This is a genomic window from Chitinophaga eiseniae (assembly GCF_012641265.1).
Taxonomy (GTDB): domain Bacteria; phylum Bacteroidota; class Bacteroidia; order Chitinophagales; family Chitinophagaceae; genus Chitinophaga; species Chitinophaga eiseniae_A.
Genome location: NZ_JABAHZ010000012.1, coordinates 106011 through 120937 on the forward strand (window position 1 = coordinate 106011; position 14927 = coordinate 120937).

Consider the following 14927-nt stretch of genomic DNA (forward strand, 5'->3'; position numbering starts at 1 on the left):
GTGTTTTACATTGCTTCAATGGCTTGCTGGAGCTCAGCTGGAACCGTATGTTTACTACCTGCTGCTATTTCATCCAGTGCATCTTCCTGCTGCTCATGACGTTCCGCAGGATAGGGCGCACCAGCCCCTAAGTGCAACGGCCATAGCCGTGCCTCCCCGATCTTTTGCCGGGCAATACCGTAGCGCTGTTTCCCAATAGCATCTATCGCGAGCAATAACTTCACTTTGCGATACAAACGTTGCCCTTCCATAGCGCCTTCATAGGGTAACACCCTGATATCGGCCAAAGCCCGCTCTGCTGTCGCATATTGCTTGTTTAAAACCAGGCAGCGTATATACAACATGCCAATGATATAATTCTCAGGCGTACGGCGATGATAAGTAGTAATCAGCTCCAGCGCTTTATCATATGATTTTTCGGCTATCAGCTGTTCAACCAGCATTTTTCCATAACGCCATTCCTTTGGCGCTATTTGCGCAGCCCGCGCCAGATCAGTATGCCGTTGCACAGCGTCTTCTGGAGCGTATAGGCGTGCACGTAATGCATACAACGGTGCGAAGTGCACGGATGCCGGAACGGACTGTAATAGTTTCATAGCTTCAACACTGTCATTCCGGAAGAGGTAGATCAATGCCAGGTAATAAGTCGGCTTCCAGTCGCGACTATGGGCTATCGCCCATTGCATCACCGGCACACTTTCTTCCCGGAATGGAAATACCATTGTGGCGTTGCTGCTGTCTGCCGCAGCGATGCAGCGTAATACCTCTGCATCTCCCTGGTGCAGGTAGGCTTTCCAGTAGAGGATTTCCGACTGGGCGGGCGCCAGGTCCAGCAAAAGACGGGCGTCATCCGTCAGACCCATTTCCCCGTACCAGGCAGCCATTTCCAGGTAAGTTTCATGCGGCAGCTCATTCCTCAACTGTGAACGGAAAGTCGCTTTGCCGGCTTCATCTTTATGCTGAAGGTATTGCTCAAAATAGGCAAAATGAAATAAGGGATCGATCGTGAGCAGTCTGTCACATGCCGCCCTGGCCTCCTCCAGCTTGCCGGAACGGCGGCTGGCAACCGCCTGCAATAATAGTCCGCTGATGTTCCGGTTATTGTCCACACAACTTTTCACAGCGTAAGCAATGGCTTTTTCACCGTCATTTTTTTGCAGGTACAACTTTGATAGTACGGTATAGGCAGCACTGCGGAAAGAGGGCGTAAGCGCCGCTACCTCCAATCCGTCCAGCGCATCATAAAACCGGCCCAGCTTTGCTGCGGCAAGGGCATAGTTATAGTTGGCGCCGGCATCATAAGTATCAATAGAGAGCGCCAACTTAGCACAATAGAAAGCGGAATCGTACTGCAACTTACGATAGTGAATAAACGACATTTCCGTTAAAGCAGGAACAAAATATGGATCTATGCCGAGGGCTTGCCTGATCTTACTTTCTCCACCGGCATAGTCCCTGAAACGCAGCTGGTCGCGCCCCATCAGGTAAAGGCCATATGCCCCCTGCTCATTGAATCCTGCAGGTCGCTCCAGCGGGCGTTCCAGTGCTGTTGGTATTGCAGTATCGCCGGGTGAGGTCTCTATATCTTTTAATACAATCTTCCCTGCACGTGTACCCTCTGGCAGCGGGCATGCGTAGCGCACCGTCTGCAAAGGTTGCAGTTGCACCGCATGGCGGTACAAGAGGTGATTGTTGGCATCATATACTTTCAATGTATCCGTGAGCGATACCACAGGCGAAAACACCACCGATAATTCATTACCGGCTTGCTTAGCATATATTACGCCCTGCAAGCTGGCATCCGTAAAGCCGCCGGTGCTACTGAAAGGATACCAATATTCTTCCCAGCTGTCGGTAGCATAAGGCTGAAACCCGGTCTGGCGGAATGGCGTATGACTGCTGCCCACGACATTCTGGTTGAACAGGCGCCCACTCTGTATCTCGCAATACTGGCCGCTCTTGTCAGTCAACAACTGTTCCCATATCTTCCCTTGGTCCGACAATGCCCACAGAAAGATCTTTTTACCCAGCTTGTCTTCCCGGCTGGCGTAACGGATCATGCCGGCATCCTGCTGTTGCCAGTAAGCACCGAAATAATTACTGTGTACACCCAGCACATGGAACGATTTATCTGCCCCGAAATCATTCTGCGCATATAAAGACAGCTGTTTACCATGGGAGCTGTCAACCGGCCAAGGTCCGGGTTTTCCATCATGTCCGATATAGTGATTGCCCGGATATAGGAATTGCAGGTCATTGCCCACCGGAATGCCTACATTCGACCAGGAATAATAAGGCTGTACAAAAGGCGTAGCATTATGCCAGGTAGAGCGCGTAGCGAAATAAGCTTTATCAGCAGGCAGGCGTATCTCAACGGTCCATTTAGTACGCGTAAGCAAGTCCAGTGTGCTGATAAAGCAACTGGCGCTGCCATCGCTGTTTTTACGCACCAGGTAATCCACCGGTGTGGCGCAGTTAGGCGTATGGCCAATGATCCCGTAATTGGATTCTATTCCACCGCTTGTCCAAGGTCCCCGCATGGCAATATCCCGGAACTTCACTACGTCATTTTCATAGAGGAAAGACTTACCTGTTTGTTTGTCAATGGCCGTCCATATCTTCCCTCCTATCTCCGGCATAATCATCAGGCGGATATAATCATTTTCCAGCTCTACTACCTTCCAATCCTGCTGGTGTGGCTCATCGGTGAAGCCGTCGTACCGAAAGTACGGGTATATCCGTTGCCCTGCTACAGGATCGGGATCGGAAAAAGGGTATGTCTTATAGCTCTTTTTATACTCTTTTATAGACGCTGTATGCTGCGCTGTCACAAATAAAGGCAGTAACGCGAATAAAAGTATCCGACGGGTGAGAAGAAGCATGCCTTGCTGATTTTGGTGATAACCAAATTAGGCTGTTTTAGAGACATTGTCAATAGGCAAAAATCTGCGAATGGTGCTTTTGCACCTATAACAACCCTATTTTTCCTATCTGATGAAATATGTTAACTTAATACTGAGTGTCTCATGAGCAAGAAACAAAAGGGATTGAAACAAGTCGATAATTCAAGATTGGGTTAGCCAAACTGTCTTCCTGCTTTTAGTTTTATACCCTTTGGGGTATAAATTAATTATGAGAAATTAAACTATACCTTTAAGGGTATAACAATTCGTTATTTCATTATCTTTATACCCTAAAGGGTATAAAATGAACTAGTTTCTAAGGTTTATTAAGTTTACCACAACCTTAATCATCATCTCCTTCTCGTCCGGCTTAGACTCTGCTATCATCAGTGTCAACGCCACCAGCGCATTATCAGCAATCTTCTTTGAACCATCAGAATGATAAAGAATACTATTCTTCTCTAGAAACCAAACGAACAAGAAAGCGGCAATACGTTTATTCCCATCTGAAAAAGAATGATTCTTGGTAACGAAATATAGCAGGTTCGCGGCTTTCTCCTCAACGCTTGGATAAAGATACTGCCCTCCGAACGTTTGATAAATCGCAGCCAATGATCCCTGGAAAGATTCGTCTTTTTCATTTCCAAAAAGCGAACTGCCACCAAATTTATCACGGAGTCCATTAATAGCATCCATCGCTGACTGGTAGGTAATTTCAAAAAGATTCTCCGACGTTGTTGATTCAATTTGCAAAACTTGATGATCATACTTATCTAATACGTCAAGTGCATAAGTATAATCAGTAATTACCTTTAGCAGGCCGATGGCCTCATCCGAATTAGGGTGCTTACTTTCTATCACGTTTCCTAATAACTTCACTGTTTGCTTCAACTCTTCCAACTGACTTGATTTCTCTTGCAGTTGCTTCTTATTTAACACATAACCTTTGGTTAAATATTCTTTTAAGGTCCTATTTGCCCACATACGGAATTGGGTACCTCTTTGAGATTTGACGCGGTAGCCAATTGAGATGATGACATCTAAATTAAAATACTCAACTTGATAAATTTTCCCATCTGTTCCAGTTGTTGCATTTTTTGCAACAACTGAATTTCTTTCTAACTCCTTCTCTTTGAATATATTAGATATGTGCCGAGATACTACAGACTTATCACGCGAAAAAAGCTCTGCAATATGATTCAAGCTTAGCCAAACTGTCTCGTTCTCTATTTTTACATCAATAGTCGTTTCTCCATCTCCTGTCTGATAAATAAGAATCTGATTACTTTCCATAAAATATAGCTATTAAGTTTGGTTGGCAATTTGCTCATAAAAATGATTTCAACTTTTAAATACTCCTTGCTACATATATTGATTAACATATTCCGCCTCTGAATACTCCGAACCATTCTCCAGCGATTCAATAGTTAAAAACCAGAAGAAGATATAAAAAATTTATTCGGATAAAATCGTTTGCCAGATAGCGTTAGAAAGAACATGAAAATAGGAAGATGTATGAGCCCCCCCTACTTCCCGATACAAAACTTACTAAAAATATAATCCAACCTATCTTCATTCGTCACCTCTCCAGTAATCTCACCCAGGTAATGCAGGCAAAGGCGGATATCCAGTGCCAACAAATCACCGGGCAAACCGTTGTCCATGCCGGTCTTCACATCATTGAGCGATTTATGCACTTCCAGCAGTGCTGCATGGTGACGGGCATTGGTGATAATAGTATCTTCTGTATTGATGTCGCCGGCCATTACTTTGTGTACGAGGGCATCTTTGAGGTCCTGGATGTGCGCATGATTTTTTGCGGAGATGAATAGAATATCGGGGAATTCGGCAAATTTGGTTTTGATGGCGTCTTCTCCGGTGATGTCGGTCTTGTTACCTACGAGGAGATAGTTGATCTGGTCGTTTTCAAAACTATCAACCTGCTGACGTATATCCGTAACAGTTAGTTCATTTACATCGAAGAGGTATACGACCACGCCGGCTTCTTTGATTTTCTCCATGGTTTTTTGCACGCCGATGCTTTCGATGGTGTCGATGCTTTCGCGTATGCCGGCGGTATCTATGAGGCGGAAGAGGATACCGTCTATGTTGAGAACTTCTTCGATAGTGTCGCGGGTGGTGCCAGCGATATCGCTCACGATGGCCCTGTTTTCATTGAGGAGGGTATTCAGGAGAGTCGATTTGCCGGCGTTGGGTTTACCGACGATGGCGGTGTTGACCCCGTTCTTGATCACATTGCCCATACGGAAAGAATCGATCAGATGCTGAACGACAGCAGTGGCATTGATTACAAGCGAATACAGGCCGCTACGGTCGGCAAATTCCACGTCTTCCTGGCTGAAGTCCAGCTCAAGTTCAATAAGGGCAGAAAAGGTGATTAATTGCTCGCGGAGGATATGTAGTTCTTTAGAGAACCCACCCCTCATTTGTTGCATGGCCGTCTGGTGGGAGGCGGCGGAATTGCTGGCAATCAGATCGGCAACGGACTCTGCCTGAGTTAGATCCAATTTACCATTCAGGAAAGCCCGTTGGGTAAATTCGCCTGGTTTAGCCAGGCGGGCGCCAGCTTTGATGGTGGCGTCTATGATTTGTTGCTGGATATAGGGAGATCCATGACAGGATATTTCTATCACGTCTTCGCCGGTATAGGAGCGGGGACCTTTATACAGGCTGACCACTACTTCGTCTATGACATGGCCTTCGGCAACGATGCTGCCGAAGTGGAGGGTATGGGTGGCTTGCTGGGTGAGATCTTTGGCGGGAAATAGGCGATTACAGATGGGATAGGCGACGGGGCCGCTCAATCTTATCACGGCAATGGCGCCGAGGCCTGGTGCGGTGGCAACGGCCACAATAGTATCATCAAATCCTGTTAATTTACCCAGCATACCTTATTTCGTTTATGAATAATCCCAAAGGCCACAAATTTACGCACAATAGCGGCGATCACCAATTCTGCCAAAAATCAAAGGTCCCGTTCCAACGACGTTGAAACGGGACCTTTGAAAAACTATGTTATACAGTACTACTCTTGCAAAGTAAAGCGGATAGGGAGGTTGAACTGTACAGAAACCTGGCGGCCATTTTGCTTACCAGCTTTCCATTTAGGCATGGTTTTCACCACGCGAACAGCTTCTTCTTCCAGGCCACCACCTTTTGCGGCACCTACTGTTTTTACATCTTTAATGTTTCCTTCAGAATCTACTACGAACTGAACGAATACGGTTCCTGAGATACCATTTTCCTGCGCAACGCGTGGATAACGGATGTTTTTGCTCAGGTATTTTGCCAGTGCTTCCTCACCACCTGGGAAGGTTGGAGGTTGTTCTACGAAGGTGAAGATCTCTTCTTTCGCAGGAGCAGCTGGAGCGGTTACCACACCGGTACCTTTACTATCTTCCAGTAATCCTGGATCGATACCGTTTGGATCACCTTCCACAGTTTTAGTACTGATGGCTTTATCCTTAATATCCTCGTGTTTAGGAGGTTCCTCATCCGGTGGTACTTCGTTATCCTTCTTGATAACCGGAGGAGTAAATTGTACTGACGGTTTTACTGGTGGCGGTGGCGCAGGCGGAGGTGGAGGCGGAGGTGGTGTCTTCGGATCATCCGGTAACTTCACATCCTCCATCTTAATTTCCTGTATCACCGGCTTCTTGAGGTTATCTCCCTCAGCAGCCTTTACCCACTGTGATATCATGTACGTTGCAAAGAATATTACAAACAATGACGCGGTTCCCAAAATAGCATTCCGCACACGCTTATTATACTGTCTCCGCAAATCGTACGCCCCATATTCTTTATTCCTGCCGTCAAACAGGATATCAAGAAAATCGGACTTTAAGACTTTAGCAGAATCCATTGTTGTTGTTTTATGATGGATGCAAAAAAATAATTAATTCCACAAAACTTTTAGCAGCTGGCCGATTATTTTACACCGTTTGCAGCTTCAGTAGACTGTATCCATTTTTTATCCTGGTCACTGATGTCTACAGTTGCATAACGTTGTATTCTATTGATAGCCATTTCGTCAAGGATGTCAACGAAATTCTTATAATTGGCATCGTTATCTGCCTTTATAATTACTACCACGTCTTCTGGTTCACCTTTTGCATTTCTCAGTTTAGCAACTTCGTCCCTCTTCTTAATGATCTCATCTCTGATTCCTCCGGTATTAGCAAAAGTAGTTGCTTTGAAGAAGTCAGGATTAGCAGAAGCATTAGGGTCTTGTGCCAAACCTTCGTAATAGTAAACTCGATTATCTTTTCCGAGTAAGATAGTCAGGGCCGTACTTTCTTTTACTTTATTCTGGTCCTTTTCGTTCTCGGTATCTTTTGGCATGATCAAGTCCATTGTTTTGGGCTTGGACATGGTAGTGGTCAGCATGAAGAAGGTGATCAACAGAAAACCTAAATCCACCATGGGCGTCATATCTACACGGGTAGACTGTTTCTTGGATTTCGTCCCACCGTGTTTCTTCCCTTTCCCACCACTACTACTGGTATCCATTTCTGCCATAGTAGCCAATTTTTTTTAGTTCTTAAATCAACAGCCTTCCAGGTCAGGAAGTAGTTGCTGTCGTTTACTTCTTGTGCCCTGCTGTCTGTTGTTCTTCCCAGGCCGCAGTGCCTTTAGGTGCTTCTTCCAGGTTAGTTACCAGGTTCAGCTTCTGAATTTTCTTCTTTTTGAAAGTATCCAGAATTTCCTTGATCTTAGGATAAGGAGTTTGGTTATCCGCCTTGATACAGTACTTTACCTTATTCAGGTTAGTACCCTGTGCTGCGTTACCATAATCAATCCATGCTCCTAATTCACCATTAGCAGAATCTGTAGGGATACCTTTATCCAGACCGGCAGTTTTACGTTGCTCTTCGCTGAGAGACAAGTATTGCTTCAGGTCTTTGATTTGTGCTCCTACGCTGGCTCCAACTACAAAGTTTCTCATTTCTTTTTCGTCGAGACCCAGTTTATACTGCGTATTCAGATCTTCTATCAGCTTTCTTCTTTTCGGCTGGCCATCCATGCTGAAAAACACTCTTCCGTCCTTATCTACTGTGAATAACAACACATCAGAATCAGGTAAAAGGGTTGTGTTTATAGAGGATGGGGTAACTACTGTTACCGGCTCATCCGGCTTGAATTTAGTTGCCAGCATAAAGAAAGTTAATAGCAGGAAGGCCACATCACACATCGCCGTCATGTCGATGTTGGTGCTTTTCCTTGGCATTTTAACTTTAGGCATCTTTACTCTTTTTTATGGTTTACTTTAAATAGATTCAAAACCGCTCAAATTCCACAAAATAATCTCAAAATTATTTGTGGTTAGCAGCGAAGCTCTGTGTTAAAGTAAAGCCAGATTCGTCAATAGCGTAAGTGATGCTATCGATATTGGTAGTAAAGTAGTTATACATGATGATCGCTACAGCGGAAGTACCGATACCCAGAGCGGTGTTGATCAACGCTTCAGAGATACCACCTGCCAGCTGTGCAGAGTCTGGTGCACCACCGGTAGACATCGCCGCAAACGCACGGATCATACCCAATACTGTACCGAACAGACCTAACAGGGTAGCTACGGAAGCAATGGTAGACAGGAACACCAGGTTCTTTTCCATCATTGGCAGTTCCAATGCAGTTGTTTCTTCAATTTCATTTTTGATAGTCAGGATCTTCTGCTCAGTATCCAGTTCGGTGTTAGTCACCATTTCTTTATACTTCTTCAGACCAGCTTTCAATACGTTACCTACAGAACCTTTCTGTTTGTCGCACTCAGCCAAAGCTGCATCTATATTGCGGTTAGCCAGGTGATACTGTACTTTGCGCACCAGCTCAGAACCACTGAATTTACCTTTAGCTTTAGACAGGTACATGAAACGCTCAATAACGAAAGTCAGACATACCAGTAATACAGAGATCAGGATAGGTACGATCAATCCTCCTTTGTACACAGTACCAAACCATTTACCAATACCAGAATCAATCGGATGTCCCTCTGGATTGTTACCCTGGAAGTTGGCTGGATTACCTAATACAAAAAAGTAAAACAGAAAACCTATCACTAAACAGATAGGCACAGCCAACGCAGCGAACAGGTTGGATGACTTTTTAGGTTGATGAGAAGATGCCTTAGCTGTAGCTGCAGTCACAGTTGTTTTAGTCTCAGCCATGTTGATTGAAATTTTAGTGTTAAAAATTAAACTATTGTTTGTTAGAAGTTACTAAATACGATTGTTGTTACCATGGAATGCCCCTCAGCACTCAATTTACTGTTTTATTCAGTGATTCGCAAAGTTATAAGGTTGGTCCAAAAAAACAAGTGCAGCTCAAAAAAACCCACAAAAATTAACTTTCACACGTAAAAGCCCCATCACAGGGCTTTTTGACCACTCATTTTTTTAGAGCAAACACTTACATAAGCGAATAAACCAATATTGCAGTTCTCACAACTGATTGTTACTGTCCCAATTATTGAAATCGTTTGATTTTTTTCAAAGTTGGACGCACAATTTAAGAAAAAATTCAAATGTTCCAACAGAAATCTTACAATTCCGGGAACTTATTTCTTCCCGCGCCAGTCAACACTTTCAGCCGAAGCTAATTGGATTTAGCAATAAAACATCTGGAAATTCTGTCCTCATAAGTGGAAACTCAGTACCGCCGCGGAAATTAATATGCTATCCCCTATCACTCCCATATGAAATTATTATTTGCTATAATAATAAATACTTACATAAAAAAAGTTGCCACCGCAACTAGTGTTTAAACGCTTAGCCCCCGGTTTTGCTCTTTTTTTTCCATTCCTACAGTCTTTACTGCGCTTATGGATTTTCCTGATAAGTTAATACTTAATATACTTACTTGCAAAGGTTTTTAAAAAAACATACCAAGTTATCAAAAACCAATTATCAAACTGTAATGAGCCAACCAATTCAACACAAACTGATACTCGCCATGGCAGGAGCACTCTGCCTGAGTACCGCAGTTTTACAGCCCGCCGCAGCACAGCGGAAAAAACATTCGAAAAATGCTTCGCCAACTACTCCTGCTCCCGCAAAAGATACGACCGGCAAAGCACCCATGATCAAACCAGGTCCCAAACAAGGCCCTAAACCTTTCGCGGAAGTTATTTCCGATAAAGCGAAAAGCGACTCCGGATTATTCAATATCTATAAGCTGGACGACCGCTTCTTCTTCGAAATCCCCGATTCCCTCCTCAACAGGGATATCCTCGTGGTTAACAGGATCTCTAAATCCGCCGCAGGCCTGCGCGCCATGATGATGGGATTCAGCGGCGACATTATCAATGAAAATGTTATCCGCTTCGAAAAAGGACCTAACAACCGCATCTTCCTCAAAAATATCTCCTACTCTGAAGTATCCAAAGACTCTACCCAGCCAATGTTTACTTCCGTAAGGAACTCTAACCTCCAACCCATCGTGGCTGCTTTCGATGTGAAAGCACTCTCTAAAAACGAAAAAGGTTCCGTGATTGATATGACGGAATATCTCAGCGGTGATAACGAGATCTTCTTCTTCGATGGCCAGGTAAAAAACATGCTGAAACTCGGTGGCGTTCAACCAGATAAGTCTTACATCTCCGATGTAAAATCCTATCCGTTAAACACCGAAATCAAAACCGTAAAAACATACAGCAAAAGCGGCGGCCCCGCAGGTCCCGGTATGCCACCCGCCCCAGGAGGTAATGCTACCGTGGAACTCAACAGCTCCATCGTATTACTCCCTGCTGTACCCATGCAGCCACGCTACTTCGATCCACGCGTAGGCTACTTCACTACCAGCGTAACTGATTTCGACGCCGATCCACAAGGCGTGAAAAAACTCCAGATGATCACCCGCTGGCGCCTGGAACCGAAACCGGAAGACATGGAGAAATATAAACGCGGTGAACTGGTGGAACCCAAGAAACCGATCGTGTTTTATATAGATCCTGCTACCCCCGAAAAATGGCGCAAATACCTGATCATGGGCGTAAATGACTGGCAATCTGCTTTTGAACAGGCCGGCTTCAAAAATGCTATCATCGCTAAAATGGCACCTACACCACAGGAAGATTCGACCTGGTCTATTGAAGATGCCCGCTTTTCTGCTATCGTTTATAAACCTTCTGATGTACCCAACGCCAGCGGTCCTCACGTACACGACCCTCGCTCCGGGGAAATCATCGAAAGCCATATCAACTGGTACCACAACGTAATGCGCTTACTCCGCAACTGGTACTTTGTTCAGGCCTCTCCCAACGATACCCGCGCCCGCAATATGCAATTCAGCGATGAACTGATGGGTGAACTGATCCGCTTTGTATCTTCCCACGAAGTAGGCCATACACTCGGATTACGCCACAACTTCGGCTCCAGCTCTGCATATCCGGTAGAAAAACTGCGTGACAAAGAATGGGTAAAAAAGAACGGCCATGCCGCGTCTATCATGGATTACGCCCGCTTTAACTATGTTGCACAACCCGGAGATGGCATCAACGGCGCCGACCTATATCCCCGTATTAACTATTACGATAAATGGGCCATCGAATGGGGGTACAAGCTACTCCCGGAAGCTAATTCACCAGAAGCCGAAACACCTATCCTGAACAAATGGACGGTAGAAAAGCTGAAGGATAAGAAGTACTGGTTTGGTACGGAGTCCAACCCAGATGATCCAAGGTCACAAAATGAAGATTTGGGAGACAATGCCATGATTGCGAGTGGATACGGCATAAAAAATCTTCAATATATCATGCCTAATCTCCTGGCCTGGACCAGCGTAAAAAACGAAGGATATGCTAACCTGTCTGAACTCTACAAGGAAATAGCAGGTCAATTTAGCCGCTACATGGGCCACGTAGCTAAAAACGTAGGCGGCATCTATGAAACGCCTAAAACCATAGAACAATCCGGCACCGTGTACGAATACGTTCCAAAAGCTACCCAGAAAGAAGCTATCCAGTTCCTCAATAAACAGTTGTTTACCACTCCTAAATGGCTGATCAACCAGGACCTGTTAAGTCGCTTCGGTGGCGATGGCGTTTCCCTCGTCCTTTCCCGCCAGGAACCGGTATTGGACCGACTCATGAGCACCAATACCATCAATAAACTGGTAAGCGGAGAGGCCGCTCAGGGTGCGCTGGCTTATACAGCAATCGATATGTTGAATGACCTGAAGAAGAATATCTTCTCCGAAATATACGCTCACCAGCCAATAGACGTATACCGCAGAAACCTGCAACGCGCTTATGTGGATAACCTCACAGAACTCGTGGCACCTCCCGCTCCATCTGGTAATATGATGTTTGGCAGTGTTGCCAATCCATCCAAATCAGATGCTGCTGGTATTGGTCGTGCACAACTGGTTGCCCTGAGAACGGAACTGCGTGCTGCCATCGGTGGCGACGGCATGACCCGCAGCCATGTTCAGGACCTTATTGCCCGTATCAACAAGGCCCTGGATCCTAAATAACGACCAGGTATACACGAAATAATTGCCCCCTTTCCCGCATAACCGGAAAGGGGGCTTTCTTTGGCGTCTACCCCAAAGCCTCGTAATTCTTCCGGAAATTGCTTAATATCGCTCCATTATTTACTCACGAAGCCTCAAAAAGTGAAAGATAGGACAAACAAAATAACGATATACGATATCGCCCATCAACTGAACCTGTCGGCATCAACCGTTTCACGTGCATTGCAGAACAATCCATTAATCAATATGGAAACACGTGAAAAAGTACAACAGACAGCCAGCGAAATGGGGTATGTTCCCAACTGGATTGCTTCCAGTCTCCGGAAAAAAAGGTCCAATATCCTCGGACTTATCGTGCCCCGCACTTCTATGTACTTTCAAAGTACCGCCATCAGCGGTATCCAGCATGAAGCGCATAAGTATGGATTCAGTATTGTTATTGGCCAGTCCGACGAAACAGTAGCTATGGAAAAGGAGCTGGTACATACCTTTTATTCACTCCGTGTAGATGGGCTCCTGGCAGTAGCTTCTATGTTTACTACTAATATCGATCATTTTAATCCGTTCATTAAAAACAATATTCCGCTGGTTTTCTACGATCGTGTGCCTGCAGATTTCCAGGGATATACGATCACCGGAGATGACTTTAAAGGTGGATTTCTGGCTACCGAACACCTGATAAAACAAGGATGCAAACATATTGCCCATTTCTCAGGCCTGCTTTCCTGCAACCTTTACCAACAAAGGCTGGCAGGCTACAAGGAAGCGTTGGCCCAATACAATATCCCATTCGATGAGCAACTGGTATATATTCATGACCTCACGATGGACTCCGCCACTACCGCCGCTCAACAACTATTTGATGCACAGAAAATGCCCGATGGTATGTTTGCCGCAAATGATAGTTCTGCCGTGGCATTTATTCGTGAAGCCAGGAACCGTGGCATTGCAGTGCCGCAACAGATCAAGGTGGTAGGATATTCCAACGATCTCTCCTCCCGTATTATCTCTCCATCGCTCACCACGATCGAACAATCGGGATATAACATGGGACAGAAAGCAGTAGAAACAATTGTTCAACTGATCAATCACGAGGAAAGTGTGAAAGTTACCAGGAACTATGTGTTCCCGGTAGAATTAATTAAACGGGAATCAACACAGTTATAACCTTTATAAAACAATATGACCTGCAACTTTATGAAACCGTCTCTGTACACGGCGCTTGTATGCGCTGTTATTATCACCTTATCTGCCTGTAGTAAACGTATTTATGTACCTAACATGGTCAATGCGCCGGTACTAAAGGAAAAATATGAATTCAAAGGCAGTATCACTCCTACCAATCTGCAAGGCGCCTTCGCCATAACAGACAATATTGGTATCATGGCCAGTGGACAATATCTCTATGGGTTCAATGCCGCAGACCCTGCGAATAGCAATGACCGCTCTGACAACGGCAACCTGTTCGATAATACTACCCGTGGTGGTATGATTGAAGGAGGTGCTGGCTATTTCAAACCTTTCGGGCCTTCCAAAAAAATGGTGTTTGAAGTATATGCCGGTTATGGAGGCGGTAGCTTCAAAACCCTCGCCCCTGACTATAAGACTGGCGCTGGTGTGGATCTGAACGATTATACCATTAGAAATCACTTCGGTAAGGTATTTATACAACCTAGTATCGGCTATGTACACCGGGTAGTAGAAACTGTTTTCACTAGTCGCTTTACCATTGCGAACTTCTACAACAGCAGTATGGGCACTAAAGCATTTGAGAACAATCCGGACGAAAAAAATAAGTTCCTCCGGGTAGCCGATAAGCCAGTCGGTTTCTATGAACCAGCTTTTACAGTACGTGTGGGATATAAATATGTTAAATTCCAGGCCCAGCTGCAGTTCTCCGTTCCGCTTAATGATAACTATGATTACAATAACAGTGTAAATAATGTTAATAGTTATTTTCAACCGGTGGCCTTTAATATGGGAGTAGCGGTAAACCTGGCACAATGGTATAACCAGGCAAAAAGTAGATAACACAAGGGTTATTTTCCGGAGAGATATTATTAAAGAGAAAGATTCACAAAGACATTTTCCGGGAAGATGCCCCGATAAACAAAAAAGCCTCAGTGTACAAACACTGAGGCTTTTTTAATAAGTATGGCAGTTACCTACTCTCCCGCATGATAGTGCAGTACCATCGGCCATGAGGGGCTTAACTTCTCTGTTCGGAATGGGAAGAGGTGAACACCCTCGGCATAACCACCATAAGATCTTTTGCTGTTACAGCAAATAATATGTTGAAAGTCCGATTGAACTTGTATGTCGTAAATAAAATTTCCGGAGATCCGGTAGCAGCTTGTCTGTCCGGATGAATAAATAAAAAAGCCTTAGTGCATAAAACACCAAGGCTTTTCTTAATAAGTATGGCAGCTACCTACTCTCCCGCATGATAGTGCAGTACCATCGGCCATGAGGGGCTTAACTTCTCTGTTCGGAATGGGAAGAGGTGAACACCCTCGGCATAACCACCATAAG

General features: G+C 44.9%; 10 protein-coding genes and 2 rRNA genes. 3 read left to right on the forward strand and 9 right to left on the reverse strand.

The window, feature by feature from the left end:
* Positions 1-5 precede the first annotated feature (5 nt).
* The 7 genes from HGH91_RS29500 to HGH91_RS29530 all read right to left on the reverse strand — a co-directional run bounded on the left by HGH91_RS29500 (position 6) and on the right by HGH91_RS29530 (position 9091).
* Entirely contained in the window at positions 6-2882 is a 2877-nt protein-coding gene (locus tag HGH91_RS29500) for a DUF5107 domain-containing protein (protein ID WP_168742841.1), read from the reverse strand.
* A 330-nt stretch (positions 2883-3212) separates the two neighbouring features.
* Positions 3213-4196, reverse strand: a complete 984-nt coding sequence (rhuM, locus tag HGH91_RS29505; protein ID WP_168742842.1) for a virulence protein RhuM/Fic/DOC family protein — start codon at positions 4194-4196, stop codon at positions 3213-3215.
* 233 nt (positions 4197-4429) lie between these two features.
* The gene (gene mnmE, locus HGH91_RS29510; RefSeq protein WP_168742843.1) at positions 4430-5812 is read right to left on the reverse strand and encodes a tRNA uridine-5-carboxymethylaminomethyl(34) synthesis GTPase MnmE; all 1383 of its coding nucleotides are present in this window, start codon (positions 5810-5812) and stop codon (positions 4430-4432) included.
* 137 nt (positions 5813-5949) lie between these two features.
* Positions 5950-6624, reverse strand: coding sequence for an energy transducer TonB (locus tag HGH91_RS29515; protein ID WP_168742844.1), 675 nt, complete (start codon positions 6622-6624; stop codon positions 5950-5952).
* A gap of 227 nt (positions 6625-6851) precedes the next feature.
* Entirely contained in the window at positions 6852-7442 is a 591-nt protein-coding gene (locus HGH91_RS29520) for an ExbD/TolR family protein (RefSeq protein WP_168742845.1), read from the reverse strand.
* A gap of 64 nt (positions 7443-7506) precedes the next feature.
* A complete protein-coding gene (locus tag HGH91_RS29525; RefSeq protein ID WP_168742846.1) occupies positions 7507-8166 on the reverse strand; it encodes an ExbD/TolR family protein in 660 nt (219 codons plus the stop codon).
* A 70-nt stretch (positions 8167-8236) separates the two neighbouring features.
* Positions 8237-9091 carry a MotA/TolQ/ExbB proton channel family protein gene (locus tag HGH91_RS29530; RefSeq protein WP_168742847.1) on the reverse strand — a complete coding sequence of 285 codons (855 nt, stop codon included), beginning with the start codon at positions 9089-9091 and terminating at the stop codon, positions 8237-8239.
* A gap of 748 nt (positions 9092-9839) precedes the next feature.
* Here HGH91_RS29530 and HGH91_RS29535 point away from each other — a divergent pair.
* The 3 genes from HGH91_RS29535 (at position 9840) to HGH91_RS29545 (ending at position 14426) form a co-directional block, all read left to right on the forward strand.
* On the forward strand, positions 9840-12395 hold the full coding sequence (locus tag HGH91_RS29535) for a zinc-dependent metalloprotease (protein WP_247651877.1): 2556 nt from the start codon (positions 9840-9842) through the stop codon (positions 12393-12395).
* A 141-nt stretch (positions 12396-12536) separates the two neighbouring features.
* Positions 12537-13562, forward strand: a complete 1026-nt coding sequence (locus tag HGH91_RS29540) for a LacI family DNA-binding transcriptional regulator (protein ID WP_168742848.1) — start codon at positions 12537-12539, stop codon at positions 13560-13562.
* A 30-nt stretch (positions 13563-13592) separates the two neighbouring features.
* Positions 13593-14426: a hypothetical protein gene (locus HGH91_RS29545; RefSeq protein WP_168742849.1), complete on the forward strand. Its 834-nt coding sequence runs from the start codon at positions 13593-13595 to the stop codon at positions 14424-14426.
* 121 nt (positions 14427-14547) lie between these two features.
* Here HGH91_RS29545 and rrf (HGH91_RS29550) read toward each other — a convergent pair.
* Positions 14548-14659 (reverse strand): 5S ribosomal RNA (gene rrf, locus HGH91_RS29550).
* Positions 14660-14813: 154 nt separating this feature from the next.
* Positions 14814-14925: ribosomal RNA gene (gene rrf, locus HGH91_RS29555) — 5S ribosomal RNA — on the reverse strand.
* Positions 14926-14927 lie beyond the last annotated feature (2 nt).

Bases quoted from the DNA above. Each gene is read 5' to 3' on its own strand.
- HGH91_RS29535 (WP_247651877.1), top strand. From the start codon at position 9,840: ATGAGCCAACCAATTCAACACAAACTGATACTCGCCATGGCAGGAGCA.
- HGH91_RS29515 (WP_168742844.1), bottom strand. From the start codon at position 6,624: ATGATATCACAGTGGGTAAAGGCTGCTGAGGGAGATAACCTCAAGAAG.
- mnmE (WP_168742843.1), bottom strand. From the start codon at position 5,812: ATGCTGGGTAAATTAACAGGATTTGATGATACTATTGTGGCCGTTGCC.
- HGH91_RS29530 (WP_168742847.1), bottom strand. From the start codon at position 9,091: ATGGCTGAGACTAAAACAACTGTGACTGCAGCTACAGCTAAGGCATCT.
- HGH91_RS29545 (WP_168742849.1), top strand. From the start codon at position 13,593: ATGAAACCGTCTCTGTACACGGCGCTTGTATGCGCTGTTATTATCACC.
- HGH91_RS29500 (WP_168742841.1), bottom strand. From the start codon at position 2,882: ATGCTTCTTCTCACCCGTCGGATACTTTTATTCGCGTTACTGCCTTTA.
- HGH91_RS29520 (WP_168742845.1), bottom strand. From the start codon at position 7,442: ATGGCAGAAATGGATACCAGTAGTAGTGGTGGGAAAGGGAAGAAACAC.
- HGH91_RS29525 (WP_168742846.1), bottom strand. From the start codon at position 8,166: ATGCCTAAAGTTAAAATGCCAAGGAAAAGCACCAACATCGACATGACG.
- rhuM (WP_168742842.1), bottom strand. From the start codon at position 4,196: ATGGAAAGTAATCAGATTCTTATTTATCAGACAGGAGATGGAGAAACG.